The sequence below is a fragment of the Ruegeria sp. C10 genome, assembly GCF_056537805.1.
This window is the reverse complement of record NZ_JBQFSC010000001.1, coordinates 448,231-465,644: the sequence shown is the minus strand read 5'-3', so window position 1 is coordinate 465,644 and position 17,414 is coordinate 448,231. Positions and strand designations below refer to the sequence as shown.

Sequence of the window (17,414 nt, the reverse complement as noted above, 5' to 3'; positions counted from 1 at the left end):
TCTTCAATTCGTTTCCAAACATAGTGCGACTTCTGGTGCGTACTACATTCCTTGAGCGCACCCAGTATCGCCCAAAGCCAGGGTTGAGGTCGTTCAAGTTTGACCCAAACCTATCGTGAGTTTTCAGCAGGCAACCGATCAATGTGCTTTTTCACAACATCGTTCGAGAGGGTCGCGTTCAGTCGCCACTCACCTAACGGGATGACCGGCTTGTTTGCGGCCTGTGCATCAGGTTCAAAAGTAACGGCAATGGTTTCACGCTTGTCGCTTTCATCAAGATCAAGCTGGATCATGAGCCGTGTAACGCCTGAATTCGGATTCTGCATCGCACAGTCAGAATTGAATGCCGTTTCGCAAGGATTGGCTGAAAGTTGAGAGAAGGTGGCGTTTGGCGGCGACAGTATGCGCGCGGTTAGTTCTTTCCCATCCTGACGCAATGTGGCCTTGGAGCCATCAACCGTTACCTGCGCTTCGGTATGCATTGCCCACGCCACCCGCCCCCGTTGATCAGGGCTAATTTCATCCTGAACCAACACTGTCGTTCCATCGACAAGAGCTATGCCTCGTCTGACCGTTCCCTTGGGCTTTCCATAGGCGTCTGAAAGATCGGCGATTGAAAAATCGAAGCCTGGAAACTGCGCCAACTCCTCAACATAGGCCCGCCCCGTTTCGATTTGATTTGCCATGTCAAAGGTCAGCGTATTCTGCCCGATCGTGGCGGTTCGATAATAGTCAAAACGTTTGTCAGTAAAGTAGCCGGGCAATTGGTAATTTCCGAGCCCAAGATCCACCCCCCAACGTACACCGTCAGCTTCAAGCACAAAGGTGCCCGCATCAAGGTCATTGTGATGGCTGCTAAGCGGCCCAGCCTTGAGGCCGATATAGCTGGCCTTAGGGTCATTCCAACCAGACCGCATGGTTACGATCCCAAGCCCTCCAGACCAATAGGATGTTGATCGGGCAGTGATTGGTTCACTATTGCTTCGCTGCTGCCAGATCAGCTCGAATGCTGGATGGGAAGACCGCATTTTGCTATTCATTTTAATGTCGTAGCCCGGGCGATTGAACCGCGACGCCAACCAGGTCAACACAACAAGGTCAGTGCTTGTATCGCTGTCTCCAAAGTTAAACAGCATGCCAGTTGGCCCAGATGCATGGATCAGGAACTCCCCAAAATCCTCCAACCCTACCATTCTAGAGAGATCAAAATCATGCCCGAGGACGGAAACAAGCGCATCAAACGCCACCGCCGCGTCCCGGGCGGACAAAGCCCCGTACATCGGTCCTTCTGGCCATGCACCATCCGGAGCAAACATTGCCAACCCATTTCTAAGTGAAACCTGAGCCTGCTCAATAATATGATCAGCCAGTTCCGGTTCTGTTTCTGACACAACCAGAGCAGCGACGATCATTCCCGCATTGCAAACGATGTTCCAGTTGAAGGATGCAACGGGCCAGGCGATATCCGCAGTAGCCGTCCCATCAGGAAGCGACGCGGGAACAGACACTGGGTTCACCCAGTGTTGGGGGGCGACCCAACCCTTGTCATAATAAAGCGTATCCAGATCGTAGATTTTTGCGGCTTCTTTCAGCCCCTTCTCAACAAGTGCCGATCGAATGATTTGATGATCCTTTTCGTCCAGATTGTCACTAATCCAACTATATCCAAGCGACACCGCCAATGTGACACGGCTTAATCCCAGAAAATGTGCGGGCTGCCATGTTTCCAGTTCCGAAAATTGCAAGAGCTCGGTTCTGGCGCGATCGGCATAGCGACTGTCACCGGTCAATCGCCAAGCCAAAGCCAGTGTGGTGAGGCGTTCGACCGGACGTTGTCCAAATCCACGAAAAGCTTCGTGAAGCTGACCATCTCCATTCCGAACTGCCTCAACAATAGTAGGCGACTGCAAATGCGCTTCTGCAGTCTCAATCAATGCCTGATAGTCAGCCGCGAATACCTGATCGGCTGCGCGCTGTGTTTCCATGCGCTGGACGATCTCATCCGTTAGAACGACTTGCGGCACTGAGTTTTGGGACAAAGCGCTTGTAGCGCAAAAACAAGCGAAGGACAAAACGAACAAAAAGAAGGCTTTAATCGGATTCACACTTCTAACGGTTGCGATCATGGGTTTCTTCCGCACTGGAAACGCCTGCAACCCGACTCTGCAGCGGTGGCCAAATTCTGTCAAAGACATCCGATTAGTTTGGCTTAGCAATTTGATATGCTAAACGCTCCGTCCGGCAGCCTATTGGAGTAATGTTTAAGTAGAGTCGGAAGGACAAACGATAAGAAAGCCAGCCACGAGAACCTAGCGCAAGCGATCCGAGCATTAATATTATGGTCGCATGGCTTGATCACGGAACCGAACCGGAAACGAGGCAAGAGCCCATCGATTTTCATGTGTTTGTTTTCGTTCCCGGCCTAGCGCAGACCGGGAACCACTTATTGGAGTGCTTCAGGCGATGGACATGCCGAGCGCTTCAAGTTGGACTGTCAGGGCGCTTTCTGCTTCGGCAACACTGTTCCAGTCATCAGCCGTCAGGTTGCCAAGATCCAGATCCTCGGCCTGAACATCCTGAAGTGTAACGGTATGGCCGCCATTTCCGACAACTTCAAAGATAAGATCGCCATCAATTTCGGTGACCGACACATCGCTTTCGCTCAAAGCGTTGAAATCGATGATATCTTCATCGGCATTAAAACCGATAATCTGGGTCTTTACCCCCCAGTTCCAGGTAAGCTCTGCCACATCCGCTTCAGCGCCGAAGGTTACAATTCCTGGGGTTTGGCTGTTTCCGGGTTCGTTGGTTCCACTACCGATATCTGGTTGGGTCGATCCCCCTATCAGATCTCCGACCCGTGTCTGATAACCGTCTGTCGTCGCACCGACAGGAGCCTGTGGGGTCAGCAGTATGGTGCGATCAACCAACGTCGCATCGTTCTGGTCAAAGCCAAATGGTACCTCGAGATTGTCTTCCATCACCTGATCAAAATGGAATTCGACCAGACCCGGGATCAGGTCAGCCTTGGTCACGCCGGTCAGCGTAATGCTTTGTCCGGTCGGCAAGGATGAGATCACCAGACCATCGCCACTGTCCTCGACGCTAAGCCGCTCGCGGGTTCCGAAATACAGAAAGCTGATCTTCATCGTTGAAGGATCAAAGCCGTCAATAACTTCGTGCACGCCATATTCGTGGCTGCGAACATAGACTGTGTCAGCATCGCGAGGTCCTACGCCCTGCTCCCAACTAAGAACGCCGCCCATATCCTGACGGAGGTGTTCGTTGCCGACCACACCAAAGCTGTCGATGGTCACGTCCTGGAAGGTGACACCTTGCACGATTTGCGCCGCGTCCGACCATGGGCTGTCGATAACAATCTCGCCGGCCTTGGATTTGGTGACGATCATGCCGTGAACCGACGTACCGCCAAAGTCCAACTCGTCCACACCGGGGCGGAATCCGGTTATGTCGTCAGCGTTGCTATCGGCCCGGTATTTCACCCCGCCCGTGTCTGTATTGCCGGTGATCGCGGGCGGGTTTGACCCGTCTGCATCATAACTGAGGTCATAGCCCTCTCCGTCTCCCGGCGAGACGATAACTTGCCCCAAAGCTGTGGACACTTCGTTCAACACCGTCTGATCCGTGATAGAGAAATTGCTGAGCGAAAGATCGGACAGGCCAAAACCAGTGAATACGATCTGCTTGGTTACATTGCCCGAGGTCAGCTCAATTCTAACGGTCTGCCCCAGAGCGTCCCCACTCTCTTCGAAAATCGAGAAGTTATCAGCCCCAATGTCCGGTCCGATTTCAATGACATCTCCCATCGCGGGCAGGAAGCCTTCGACCGTCTGTGCCTCGCTGGCAAGGCCCAGCATGATGTGCATATGTTGGTGGCTATGGCCACCGCCACCACCATCTCCGCCACCATCGCCACCGCTGGTCGGCATTGAACCATCAGTGCCTATCAGCCCAAGCACTTCAGCTGCGGCGGTATTGTCCAGAATAGTGAAGTTTGCCGGGCTCAGCTCAGCAAGTGTCACACCGCTGAGGGTCGTGGCCTGGTTATTGGACGGGATCGAGAACACAACCGCGCCATCAACCTCGGCAACCTCCAACGCGTCTGCACCGACCCATGCGATGAAGATCGTATCGGTCGTAGGGTCGAAATCCGGGATCGTTGCATTCGTGCCCCAAGCCCAGTTAATCACCACATCCGCAGTATCTTTTGTGGCGTCAGCAGTCCCGTTGCCGATCGGTTCCATGGGTTCCGGATGTATCACCGGTGGGACAACGGGCGGCGACGTATTCCCGTTATCGGTGCCGCCATTTGTACCCGTGGGCAAGACACCGTCGGTGTATACCTTGATAGCGTCTTCGATACTTGGCGCGTCAAAACCGCCGAATTGCGAGACATACCGCAGGATCGAAGTACCGTATTCATCGGTGGATACACTTCCACCCTGAAGCAGAGCCAACGTACCCCATGCCCCCCGCAGGTGCGCGGCGGCCATTATGCCAGTGAGACTGAGCGTGACAGAGACGGCCTGGCCATTTTCCAGATAAGTGCGTGTCGTGCCGAGATAGTCCGACAGGCTCTCTCCCTGATAGCCCAGCCCGGTTTCGATGACTTGAAGATTGTAGCCAAAAGCTTCTTGAATCGCGCGCTCCTGCGCTTCGGCGGTTGTGAACTCTGCCAGCGAATTCACCCCGTTCTTACCGGTCCATGTGCCATCCCAGGTGTTCGAAGCCGCGCCATTCCCATAATAGACATCATCGGTGTAATACCCGAGGTCAATTAACAGCGCCTCGCCGAACTGATATCCAACAAAACCAAGCGAGTTCATCGAGCGATAGGACATCGCGTCCCATTCATCACTGCTTAGATCAGACCAGCTGGAATAGCTTGGATAGAAGTCGGCAACGGCCCCTCCCGCCCATTGGTTCAGCTGCCAATCCTGAATGATTCCTGCGTCGTATCGATCTCGATCCCAACCAGCTTCAAATGCACGCAAAGCGTCGCGAAATTCTTCATATGTTCCATTACTCATCTTGAAACAGACTCCCATCTTGTCGTTGTTTCAGCCCAAGTGTTTCGGCTTTATTAGCCCGATGAATTCAGGCCCAACTTGCGTAACAAGTCAGAAGTTCAGGACACGTTAAGAGTTCATTAACGAATTAATCTGAGCGGATGCGGGCCTAGGCCAACCTTTTGATGCGCTAAAAAACGCTGTACGTCAGTGGGTTATAGCGGGGTTTGAGCAAAAGATCGGTGTAGTTGCGCGAGTCTTCGCCAAATTTGGAATGTCGCAATAATTAACTTTGCATCATTGCCAGATCGAACTGTTAAGAAAGCCTCAGCCGATCCAGACCGGCTGAGGCGTTTTTTGGTAATCAGGCGATGATCAGAGACCCCAATCCTGTGATTGCTGAGCCGTCAGCTCGCTGATGTGCTGCATGACATCGAAATGCTCATCAACACCCTGTACGCTGATCACCTTTTGGCCATTTGCCGTGACCCAGTGAGTGCTGGAACGCCATTCGATCTGAAGTTGATCCAGAGACGAGATCCCGAACCCTTCCAGATCGATAACAATCGAGTCGTCAGCCTCAAAATCCCGGATCACCTGACCACCATACTGGCTGCCCGGGCCGGTAATGACAAAAGTATCGCTGCCTTCGCCACCGAACATATTGGCAAACCCGGCTTCTGAAGACTGGTCTGCATCAAGGATGATGACGTCGTTGCCGTCTCCACCATTTGCATTGGTGATCATCGCTCCTTTGCGGATCACGATGGTGTCATTGCCGTCGCCGCCGTTCAGAGTAGCGAACTGATTGAGCGCACCGCCAACAATGTAGTCATCACCAGCACCACCATTCAGGGTCAATCCACCACTGCCGGTGTCGCCGATCATGTAGTCCCAACTATCGGTGCCATCTACGGTAACGAGCTCTTCGCTGACCTCGGCATCAATCCGGTTGCCATACTTCTCGAACCACTCCAGCGTGTTTGCACCAAAGGGCGGTTCGTAGACAACCTTATAGCCTTCTTCATCGTTGCCAACCAAGCTGCGCAGATCGATGTATGACGGGTCAAATCCGTTCCCGTCATCGTCATAGCGCACGATGATCTCGTCTGTCAGCTTGTTGAACAGCACGATCTGGCCGTTTTCGATGCGGTGATCCAGATCGAACCAGCCGGTCATCCCGTAGGCGTCGAGGTCAATCTCGATACGGTCGCCTTCATTGGCATCGAAATCGGTGATCGTGTTCTCGCCGCCGTTCAGAATGAAGGTGTCAGCTCCTCCGTTACCGGTCAGCACGTCTTTACCATCACCCGAGGTGAAGACGTTATCGCCGTCGTCGCCGATGATCACATCATCATGGTCGCTGCCATAGATGTTCTCGACGCTCCACAGCAGGTCATAGCCTTCCTTGTCGCGGATCTCGTCATTGAGATCGAACGGTGTGGCGCTGTTGCCGTGCCAGGCCCAGTAGTACTCACCGCTGGCATCTTCCGACTTGTTGTTCATGTCGACATAGATGCCGCTCAGGCTGTCTCCGTACCAGGCGGTGTCATTGCCTTCGCCGCCGTACAGCTTGTTGAAACCGCCGCCACCAGCCATGACATCGTCACCGCCAAAGCCGTAAAGGACGTCATTGCCGTCATTACGGATTTCAGCCTCGTTACCACCATGGGTATCACGCTCAGACGTATAGCCCTGCAGAACATCGTTATGGTTAGTTCCCAACTGACGATTCTCGCCAGACGAGCCGACCATCGATATCCCGCCATAGGCGCCGAACGTGACGAACTTGCTGGTCCCAAGGTCTGCGACGTCCTCGCGGCTGAGACCCAGATCAATCTGTTGACCCAGACCATACTGGGCGCCATCCGGACCAGTGATGAGCGCGGTTTCTTTCAGCCTTTGGATAAATGCATCTGTGTTCTCTTTCGAGATACTCGTCGCGTTCGGAAAGATGTTTGACGGCTCATCCCAATAGAATCTGGCAATGACCTCGTAAACATTGTTCTCATTTAGCGCCAACAGTTCAAAGCCTGCATCGGTAATGTCCATGGCCTCCAGCTTTAGGGCCACGACACTGTCCAAATTGACAGGTACGGTAATCCTGTCTTCAAGCGGATTGAAATCGAGAATCTCAACCACGGAATTAGGATTAACCGCTGCTTCGTTGGCTTCAACAACCTGCTCATCTGTCTTGAAGATGTTCTTGATCCCGTCAATCAAGCTCTTGGCTAGGTTGATGACCAGTTTCGCACCCGGCAGCATCTTGGCCAGCGCCAGATTACCTGCTTCTTCAAGCCACTCTTCGCCCAAACCATTTGATTGGTTATGCTTGGGATCATGAGTTGTTGGCTCCGGCACGGAACCGATGACGAACGTGTCGGCCCCTTTCCCGCCGTAAAGCGTGTCGGCAGAGTTTGCGTCGATATGCCCGGTAAATAGGACATCATCACCGTCACCGCCGACAAGAAGGTCGTTACCAGTACCACCGTACAGTTTGTCGCCTTCATTCCCGGCAATCAGGATGTCATCGCCTTCGCCGCCAACAAGGATGTTCTTGCCTCCGCCGCCAATGATCTTGTCGTTGCCGGATTCGCCGAACAGCTGATCATCACCTTCACCTCCATCGATGTAGTCGTGGCCACCGCCACCATAGATGACATCATTACCGCCATCACCGAACAACTGGTCGTTCCCACGGTAGGCGATGATGATGTCATCTCCGTCACCGCCCGAGATATTGTCCCGATGATGATAGTTGGAATAGTAATTCTTGATCGAGGTGCCGCCATCATAGTTATCCCAGTTTTCGGGGTTCCAACCGTGGATGACGTTATCCCCGTCATTCCCTTCGATACGGGTGTAAAGATATGTCCCCTTGCTTTGCCCACTTGAGAGACGGTGCATCAGGTTTTCAAAGCTCACCTCACCATCGGCCATATTGTATTCACCACGGGCTTTGACATCGCGGCCGACATAGGTGCCGCTGGTGTCATGCAGATGGGTCCCATATTTATCCCACCAACCGCTGTGGCCATCGCCAGGTGATTTACCACCGGTCCAGACGGGAATATCAGGTTTGTTGCTGGCCACAGTCTCGTCGTCCGAGGCTGAATCTTCCCAGACGTAGTCCTGCAATTCGCTGCTTTCTTCCGACAGCAGACTAACCGGCGGGATCACGATAGGATCGTCATCCGTTTCACCAAGACCAACCGATATGTTGAGCGTGCTCGCCGAGTTGGGCTGGAATTTTGATTTGCTAACATGTTTCATGTCTTTCCTCCTGTTTCCTGGATGGTCGACACCCGAGGTTCGGGCCCATACGCATCACAGATCATAGGAAAGATGTGGTTTTTCAGGCTGTTGATCTCAACAGGTGAAAGCCAGTTAAGTTGTTACAAAGTATGACTAAAATGGAATCCACAGCCTGAGAAAACCAGCAATCCGGCTGGCGCCTGTTTCAGGCCCCAGCCGGTGAGTTTGGTTTTCCCTCTGTTTGCCCGGGCGTCCGTTTCAACAGGAACTAAGACGCCCGGATTTTGGTTGTGGAGCGATAGATGATCGCTGAGTTTTCGCCCCACTTAGGCAACCATATCGACAAAGAAGCTGTCGGTCGGAACGGGGGTTCCGCAGATGTCTTCGCCGCCTGCAGTCGGTACGATTTCGCACAGCGGCGGAGGCGCCATTTCCGTCAGGTCATACTCATCCTCCGGTACTTCGGTGCCGCATTTGGGCAGCGGCAGGATCGGGGGTACAGCGATGACGTCATCACCCTGATCCAGAACGATCGGATCAAAGGGCAGCGGGTTCACTGCAACCAGATCTTCATCGTCCTGAGGCACTTCGGTGCCGCATCGGGGATCAGGCATGATCGGGGAAACTGCGGTCACATCGTCACCTTCACCAGCAGGAACCGCACCATAAGGCAGCGGGGCTACTGCGATCAGGTCTTCACCATCCTGCGGAACCTCGGTACCACACCGGGGGTCAGGCATGATCGGGGAAACTGCGGTGACGTCGTCACCTTCACCGGCAGGAACCGCACCAAAAGGCAGCGGGTTCACGGCAACCAGATCTTCGATGGGATCGGCAACCAGCGGATCAATCGGCAACGGATTTACAGCCACCAGGTCTTCACCATCATTTGGCACCTCGGTTCCGCACTTTGGAAAAGGCTGAATCGGGGGCACGGCGATGACATCGTCGTTGGCTTTCTCGAAGCTCGTAGCGGTTACATGTTTCATTGTATTTCTCCTTGTTACACACTTTGTTTAGCACCCAAAAAAATCTTAGAAACTTCCTCCTCGGGTATAACAAAAAGGTGGTTATCCGGCCCCTTCATTACAACGCGAAAAAGGGGCTAAATTGTTACAAAGTATGACAAAAATAGGCTCTTAAGCCGGGCATCATCTCTTTTCAGACAGGACGCGCTTCCAAGATGTGGACCAGCACCCGCTCAGGTACCACCTTCGCCCCTCCTCGCCTTCAGGATCGAAAAAACCAGCGCCATTTCTGGCGCTGGTTTTAGCTGTTTCTTCCTATTGGGCAGCTCACATCATGCGGTCGATCAGACCTCCCGGAACGTGGTCCGGATTTGTTTACTGAGAGGATCAAGAAGGTACTGGAACAGGGTACGTTCGCCGGTTTCGATGAAGACGTCAGCCGGCATACCCGGCAGCAGGCTCAACTGGCGGTCAGACAAAAGTCCGACAGCCTCCTCGCTTAGTGCAACCCGCGCCTCGTAGTAGGGTAAGCCAGTCATCTGATCTGTTTTCAAATCAGCCGAGACAAACTCAACGTGCCCATCCAACCGAGGGGCAACATGTTGATCGAACGCCCCGATCATCACGCTCGCAGCCTGGCCCAAGGCGACATTGTTGATGTCCTGTGGCATGACACTAGCGGTCACCACCAACCCGTCATCCTCGGGCACGATCTGCATCAGCGTTTCGCCCGGAGACACTACGCCGCCGATTGTATGTACACCCAATTCATGCACGATGCCATCCGCCGGAGCCCGAAGGTCAACCCGCGCCAACTGCAACGCGGCCGCGCTCCGACGTTCTTTCAAGCCATCCAGTTCGACCTCCAGCGAGGAGATCTCGTTCATCACCTGCTCGCGGAAGGTCTTTTCCAGTTGCAGGATATGGATACGCGTCTCGCTGATACGACCACGGGCGACTGCGATCCGAGAGGTCAGGCCGCCACTATTACCGACAAGACTGCTTCTTTGACGCTGCAAAGTCGTCACCCGGGTGCCAGGCACTAAACCCTTTTCAAAGAGCTGCGTCAGACCCTCCAATTCGCTATCGATCAGTTTAATCTCTTCTTCGGAAGCTTCGCGCTGCGCCTCCAGGCCCACAATTTCCTGCTCTGCCTGTTCGATTTTCTCTTCCAAGGCCGCGACCTCACCATCCTGCGACAGACGACGTGCTTCCATCACCGCGCGCTGCGTTGCGATTGCGCGATCAACCTTGTCTTCGTCTTTGCGGGAAGCAAGTTCTTTGGACAACACTAGATCGTCCAGGCCATCGCGCTCGGCCGTGAGACGAACCAACTGCGCTTCAAGCGCCACGAGCCTGTCATCGACCAAGGCTTGGCTGCCTGACAACAGCTGATCATCAAGTGTCAGAACAACATCGCCAGCCTGAACCCTATCTCCGTTTTTGACGTGAATGGCGCCGACAATACCTCCGTCGGGATGTTGCACAGCTCTGAGGTCGGACGAGACCACCACACTACCAGCCGTCACGACCGCCCCGGACATCGGGGCTTTCATCGCCCAACCACCGAATCCTATGGCGAGCACTGCAATTGCGACCAGACCAAAGCCGATGGATCGGGCAGAACGATCCCTAAACCCTTCGGTCTTCGTGTTGGAATTCTTGTTGGTTTTCATGACTTCCTCCATTCATTCTGTTTACAGCGCCGGACTGGGTCAGCCCGTGGCGGCAACGATTTCTGTTTGTTGGGGTTGTTCGACGGTCTTCTGTTCAGCGGCAGGCTGTGCAGCTCCGGCGGCGGCCTGATTGCGTTGACGCAACCGCTCCATCACTTCTGTTCGAGGACCAAAATCTCCGGCGCGACCGTCTTCCATGATCAGAATCTTGTCGACTGAACCCAGCACGCTCGCCCGGTGCGCGATGACGATCACAATCGCCCCGCGTGCCTTGGCGGCGAGAATGGCATGGTTCAGTGCAGCCTCGCCCACGGCATCCAGATTCGAGTTGGGCTCGTCCAGAACTACCAGAAATGGATCACCATAAAGCGCTCGTGCAAGGGCAACACGCTGTCGCTGACCACCGGACAAGGCCGCGCCACGCTCGCCAACCGAGGTGGCATAGCCGTCTTTGAAGCTAGCGATCAGTTCGTGAACACCCGCTGCCTTGGCGGCGGCAATCACCATCTCGTCCGTCGCCTCGGGATCAAAACGCGCGATGTTCTGGGCGATCGTTCCGTCAAAGAGCTCAACATCCTGCGGCAGAAAACCGATCTGGGGGCCAAGCTCCTCAGGCAGGTACTGGTCGATCGGCACACCGTCGAGGCTGATGCTGCCTTTGGCCGCCGACCATGCACCAACAAGTGTGCGCGCCAAGGTTGATTTTCCGCTGCCGGTCGTCCCAATCACAGCCAGTGCCTCGCCTGCTTTCATATCGAAACCAACACCTTTGAGAACAGCGGCAGTGGCCATCGGAGGGGCAGCGATCAGGCCGTCAACGGTCAGCGACTTCTGTGCCTTGGGCATAGAAATACGATGGTCAGCTTCGTCACCAGAAAGAGTTTGCTTCAGCTGAGCCCATGCTTGCCGGGCAGCAACCAGATTGCGCCAACTACCGACCAGAGTCTCGATAGGCTGCAAGCCACGGGACATGATGACCGATGCCGCAACGATTGAGCCAGCCGATATATGTCCATGGATGGCAAGATAAGCGGCGACCGCAAGAACGGCGGACTGAAGTGCCAGGCGGAACACCTTGGTAAAGCTACCAGACACTCCGACAGTAGTGGCCGCCTTAGCACTCGCACCAAGGTGGAGATCATTCACATCTTGCCAGGTCTTGCCCAGATTGGACTGCATCCCCATCGCACGAACCATTTCGGCATTCCGGCGGCTGGCTTCTGCCAGACGGTTGCGCTTGGCCGAATGCTCAGACTGAACGCACGCGGCAGCGCGGACCTTGATATCCGTAACGATGGCAATGGCAACCAATGCCAGCGCGCCAATTACACCGACCATACCCAGCCACATGTGCATGGCAAAAACCAATCCCAGATAGACCGGAATCCACGGCAGATCGAACAAAGCTCCGGCACCCTGACCCGACAGGAAACCGCGAATTTTTTCGACATCTTGAATTGCCGCCGCAGGGTTGCCACCCGGACGGTTGCGCGACGGTTCGGACAAAGTGCAATCAAACGCTGTTCGAGTGAGCCTTTGTTCAAAGCGATGCCCCATGGCAACCAGCACACGGGTCCGCGCGCCGTCAATCAAGGCCATGAACAAGTACAGACCGGCGACAAGTGTGCTGAGCGCGACAAGCGTATTCACGCTTTGGCTAGACATCACGCGATCATAGATCTGAAGCATGAAAATCGGCCCTGTCAGCATCAATAGGTTCACAACACCGCTGAAAACGCCGGTGGCAATCAGATTGCCCCTCAGCGCGCGCCGGGCGCTGGCAAGTTGTGGATGAACGGATGAATGCTTTGACATAGCTGGCTCCCAATAAAAACTCTGTGGGTGATACTTGGAGACCAGCCGCCGATGCCCCAAGGGCTTGTCACACTTTGATTCAATTGACGAATTTGGCCGGTTGTTTACCGAGCTGACGAAACCGGGTGCCCGGAAGTGCGGTACCGGTGGGTGAAACCCCTTTGCATCATCAGCGGCATGGCGGTTGCAATTTCCGCTTGGGAATGCGGCGGTATTTGAATTAGCGTCCCAAGTCAGGGGGATGGGACAGGGAGCCTACGCGCAATGCGCTGGAATGATCTGACACTTCGAACACAAGTTATGAGCATCGTGCTTATCAGCTGGACGATTGTCGGTGTGTTCTCGGTAGTCACCGACGTGGTCCAGATCCGAAACTCTCGCGCTGAAGAGATCCGAAACAGGGGCGATGCCTTTCTTGCGCAGGTGGTTTCAACCCTGGCCCGCGTGCCTCCTGACAGCCGCTCCGAAGCAGCGCTTGGTTTCTTTCCTGCAGAATGGAGTGTCAGGGTCGACACGCAGGATGCAGCAACCACTTTGGCCAATGGCCGCGACCGCCCGAATCTGGCTAACTGGCTGACGGCGCGGCTGGAACACCGCGGGATCGCCGTCGCGGAACTGTCCGTGGCAGACACGGTCGTTGACGCCAAACACGACCAAAGCGCGCTGTTGCAACTGTTCAAGAGCCACTCGGGCGAACCTATCGATGCAGAAAGCGTTGACGCGTTTCTGGTGAGCGTTTTTTCGGTCCGGCTCAAGGATGATGACGAATGGCTGAACTGCTATTTGCTCATGAAAAACAAGAACATCGTACCTTTGGTCATCGTTGGCTCAATCGACAGTCTGGTCGCGCTTACCCTGCTTTGCGCACTTGCGTTTCTTATTCAGAAAGTGATGCGACCACTGAGCGCGATGGCCGTCAATGCCGAGTTGATCGGGCGGGGTGAAGAAGTCGGCCCACTCGTCGAGGCGGGTGCCATTGATATCCGCCACACAATTATTGCGTTCAATCGCATGGAAGCCCGGATTGTTTTGGCGCTTGAGTACAAGACAACCTTGCTTCGTAGCCTCGGGCATGACCTGAAGGGACCGATTGCCCGGATGCACGATGCGATCCAGAAATTGGAACCAACAGCACCCAAAGAGCAACTGCTCAAGCGGTTGGAAACCATCAGCGATATTGTAAACTCCGTCACCAACCTCAACCGCGAAACGCATCACGATGGAGAGCTTGCACGCCTGGATTTGCGCTCACTGGTTGAGGCGCTTGTAGATGAACAGGTTGAGGCGGGTCGCGATGTGACCTGCACAATCGAACAATCTGCGGTGGTCAAAGGAAGACATAACGCGCTTACCCGGGTTCTTAGAAACTTGTTGGAGAATGCGGTCAAATACGGGGGTCGAACAAATGTCTCTTTGACCGCGTCGAACGATTTGGCCGCAATTCACATAGACGATGAAGGACCAGGTATCCCAGCCGAACAACTTGAAACAGCGTTTGAGCCTTTCCAGAGACTTGGAGCCACCGAACCCGGCACAGGCCTCGGCCTTGCTATTGTCCGGGCGATTGTTGTCGATCAGGGGGGCACTGTTACGCTTGAAAACCGCCCTAGCGGGGGCCTTAGGGCTAATGTGCTTTTGCCGCTTGATTCCGGAGTTCAGCCTGGACGAAAGATGTAACCCTGCCCCCAGACCGTTCGAATATATTCCGGATTTGAAGGGTCGCTCTCAATCTTCGATCGCAACCGTTTGATCAGAGCATCAACGCTTCTGTCTCCTGCACCGCCATGCTGCCGCGTTCGAGCAACGGCAAGAAGGTCTTCTCGGGTACACAACACGTCCGGGTTTTCAGCAAAGAAGCGCATAACCCGCACTTCGCTTGAGGTGAGTGTGATGAGACGACCATCCTCGCTTTTGAGATGTCGCTCGTTTTCAACAAGCTCCCATTCTCCGAACCGGGTAACCCTGGATTTTCCCTGCGTTCCACCAGCACGCCTGCGCAGCACAGCACGCACGCGCGCGAGGAGTTCCAACTCGTTGAATGGTTTAATGATGTAATCATCCGCGCCCAGTTCCAGCAGGGAAATCCGCTCGGCGTCGTCATCAATCGAACTGATCATGATGATCCCGGCATCTATGCGCGAAGCGATCTCGTGACATAACACCTTACCACTAGTTCCTGGCATCACGAGGTCCAGCAGAAACAAGCTGTAGGTTTCATCAGCCATCATCAACCGCGCAGCGGGTACATCTTGCGCGTGTTCGATTTTGTACCCTTTGTCAGTCAGAAATGCACAAACACCCTGAGCAAACTCGATGTCATCGTCACAAATCAGAATGTGCTCATCATAGCCAGCGGATTGATCCGCGACGTCTTGCATAGCTCTTCTCCTCGGGACGATGCCTGTCGTTACGATAACAACATTTGCTATTCGAAGCTGTCAATGTTGCAGAGAACGATCAAACTGTCCGGTACGCAGCGACCGCAATCGCCACTCATGGCTAAACCAGACAATCATCCACCGAGGCATTCCGGGCGATTGAAAAGTTTGTCACGCCAAACAGCAAATTCCTCCCTCTTCCACCACTTTCCGCAGGTGGCTGAGTGCAACGAAGCAATATTCGTCAGAGACTTGGTAGCAGGCCTTGAATTTAGTGTATCGCGTGTGCCCCGACTTAAGTGCAGTTTTGATCGCGACAGCAGGCTCTGAACCAGATTTGGGTGCTTCAGAAACTCTAAATCGTTACTGCTGCGTCCATGCTACGATAGGGGCTCCAAGTCCGACAGAGTAATATCGTAGTCAGTTTCCACCAGGGCTATCTACGGCCTTGCGGAAATCCGGCTTAGACTGCTTCGATTGTCTCCAGCCAGCGCAGCAGCGCCGCCGTGGTTTGCTGCGGTTGTTCCAGAGTTGGCAAATGGCCCGCGTGTTCGATGACTTCCAACCGGCTTTGCGGCAACAGGTCATGCATCAATTCGTGGCGCTCGACTGGGCATAACGCATCATGACGGCCGCAAAGGACCAGCGCAGATCCCTTGAAAGCGCGCAATGTGTGACTTTGATCCGGGCGATCTCGTAGGGCCTTGGATTGATTAACAAAAATCTCCGGCCCCAAGGCCATAGCCATATCCATGCATAGGTCCAGAATTGCCTGTCGATCAGGGCCATCGGTCAGATAGTTGGGCTTCATTTCCTCGGCCATCACATCGCGTAGCCGACCGTTTTTAACCGCCTCAATCTGGGGCTCACGCCTCGCCTTGACCTGATCCACCTCTGCCAGCGGGTTGGTGTCCATCAACGCCATCCCCGCTACACGCCCCGGTGCTTGCCGCAGTATTTCCATCGCAACAATGCCTCCCATGGAAAGACCGGCCAATGCGAACCGGTCGGGCGCATGACTTATAACCTCGGCGGCCAAAGCCTGCATCGTATCATGCGCACCAATGGGGGCGACAAATATCGGATATCTGCCAGACAATGCACCAATTTGCGGCGAGAATAGCCGAGCATCGCACATCATGCCCGGCAAAAGGACAAGTGGTGTCATTTGACCAGAGCAGCCCCTTCGGCCAGCGCACTCAGTTTGGCATAGGCGATATCAGGATCGACAGCGCCAAACCCCGCAAAAGTGCCAAAACCGCAATCCGATCCGCCAATCACCCGCTCCGCTCCCACGATGTTCACGAACCGCTCAAGACGTTGCAGGACCAATTCAGGGTGTTCGACAAAGTTCGTGGTGGTATCGACCACGCCCGGCACAAGTACCTTGTCATCGGGTATCTCGGACTTGCGGTCGCGGAACACCGTCCATTCATGTGCATGGCGCGGGTTCGAGGTTTCAAACAGCACATAGCGCGACTTGGTTGACATCAAAGTCGAGAACACCTTGTCCATTCCGATATCGCAGCAATGCGGACCTTCGTAATTGCCCCAGCAGATGTGAACCCGAACCTTGTCGGCGGGCACATCCTGCAATGCATGGTTCAGCGCTTCGACATGCATTTCGGCAATACTGACAAATTCCTCGTCAGAAAGATCGGTGAACAGCATATGGCGCGACAGGGCAAGATCGGGACAATCCAATTGAAGATCCAGGCCCGCCGCGACGATGGTTTCATATTCGGATTTCATCGCATCGGCCAGCGCGGCCAAATACGCCTCGCGCGTCGGGTAATAGTCGTTCTGCAGAAAAAGAGAGATCACACCCGGGCTGGCAGCATTCATAAATCCGCGCTCAATCCCGTGCTCAGCCATGGCTCTTTTGAGGTTGTCGATATCCTTCTGCAACTCGCCCTGCCCTTTCGAGCGCACGTCGCCTACGCACATGGGCCGCGCGTATTGCGGAGTTCCGCCATCATTCGCCAAACGTTGAAGAAAGCCCGGAAACATCTTCAGATCAGCCGGAGCGTTGCGCGGGCTGTCGCCTGCAAACCCGGTGTAGCGGTCCTTGACGTAGGTCGCGTAAGAGATTTTCGAAGTCTCGCCATCTGATACAATATCGATCCCCGCTGCAGCCTGTTTGCCTACGGTCTCGGACACCGCGTTCGTCATGCAGGCATCAAAATCTGTCTGATCGAACGGTTCCTCCCGCTCACGCGCGAAGATGAAATCGACGACTTCCTGACTACGCGGCAGACTCCCCACGTGGGTGGTTGAAATTCGGGTCATCAT

10 protein-coding genes are annotated in these 17,414 nt (G+C 54.5%); 1 reads left to right on the top strand and 9 read right to left on the bottom strand.

Annotated elements, in window-relative coordinates; genetic code table 11:
- Positions 1 to 110 precede the first annotated feature (110 nt).
- The 6 genes from ACR0DE_RS02085 to ACR0DE_RS02060 form a co-directional block, all read right to left on the bottom strand.
- Positions 111 to 1,985: a heparinase II/III domain-containing protein gene (locus tag ACR0DE_RS02085; RefSeq protein ID WP_480751505.1), complete on the bottom strand. Its 1,875-nt coding sequence runs from the start codon at positions 1,983 to 1,985 to the stop codon at positions 111 to 113.
- Between the two features lie 471 nt (positions 1,986 to 2,456).
- A complete protein-coding gene (locus ACR0DE_RS02080) occupies positions 2,457 to 5,051 on the bottom strand; it encodes a hypothetical protein (RefSeq protein WP_480751501.1) in 2,595 nt (864 codons plus the stop codon).
- Positions 5,052 to 5,405: 354 nt separating this feature from the next.
- Positions 5,406 to 8,303 (bottom strand): calcium-binding protein, encoded by a 2,898-nt coding sequence (locus ACR0DE_RS02075; protein ID WP_480751498.1) that lies wholly within the window; start codon positions 8,301 to 8,303, stop codon positions 5,406 to 5,408.
- Positions 8,304 to 8,611: 308 nt separating this feature from the next.
- Positions 8,612 to 9,274, bottom strand: a complete 663-nt coding sequence (locus tag ACR0DE_RS02070; RefSeq protein ID WP_480751495.1) for a hypothetical protein — start codon at positions 9,272 to 9,274, stop codon at positions 8,612 to 8,614.
- Positions 9,275 to 9,597: 323 nt separating this feature from the next.
- The gene (locus tag ACR0DE_RS02065) at positions 9,598 to 10,929 is read right to left on the bottom strand and encodes an HlyD family type I secretion periplasmic adaptor subunit (RefSeq protein ID WP_480751493.1); all 1,332 of its coding nucleotides are present in this window, start codon (positions 10,927 to 10,929) and stop codon (positions 9,598 to 9,600) included.
- Between the two features lie 39 nt (positions 10,930 to 10,968).
- Positions 10,969 to 12,744: a type I secretion system permease/ATPase gene (locus tag ACR0DE_RS02060; RefSeq protein WP_170646844.1), complete on the bottom strand. Its 1,776-nt coding sequence runs from the start codon at positions 12,742 to 12,744 to the stop codon at positions 10,969 to 10,971.
- Positions 12,745 to 13,044: 300 nt separating this feature from the next.
- Here ACR0DE_RS02060 and ACR0DE_RS02055 point away from each other — a divergent pair, with 300 nt between their 5' ends.
- Entirely contained in the window at positions 13,045 to 14,421 is a 1,377-nt protein-coding gene (locus ACR0DE_RS02055; RefSeq protein WP_480751490.1) for a sensor histidine kinase, read from the top strand.
- Here ACR0DE_RS02055 and ACR0DE_RS02050 read toward each other — a convergent pair.
- The 3 genes from ACR0DE_RS02050 to ACR0DE_RS02040 form a co-directional block, all read right to left on the bottom strand.
- Positions 14,400 to 15,122, bottom strand: a complete 723-nt coding sequence (locus tag ACR0DE_RS02050; protein ID WP_170394071.1) for a response regulator — start codon at positions 15,120 to 15,122, stop codon at positions 14,400 to 14,402. The genes ACR0DE_RS02055 and ACR0DE_RS02050 overlap by 22 nt on opposite strands.
- A gap of 463 nt (positions 15,123 to 15,585) precedes the next feature.
- On the bottom strand, positions 15,586 to 16,290 hold the full coding sequence (locus ACR0DE_RS02045) for an alpha/beta fold hydrolase (RefSeq protein WP_480751488.1): 705 nt from the start codon (positions 16,288 to 16,290) through the stop codon (positions 15,586 to 15,588).
- Positions 16,287 to 17,411, bottom strand: coding sequence for a cobalamin-independent methionine synthase II family protein (locus ACR0DE_RS02040; RefSeq protein WP_170394075.1), 1,125 nt, complete (start codon positions 17,409 to 17,411; stop codon positions 16,287 to 16,289). Before ACR0DE_RS02040 ends, ACR0DE_RS02045 begins: the two co-directional genes overlap by 4 nt.
- Between the last annotated feature and the right edge of the window lie 3 nt (positions 17,412 to 17,414).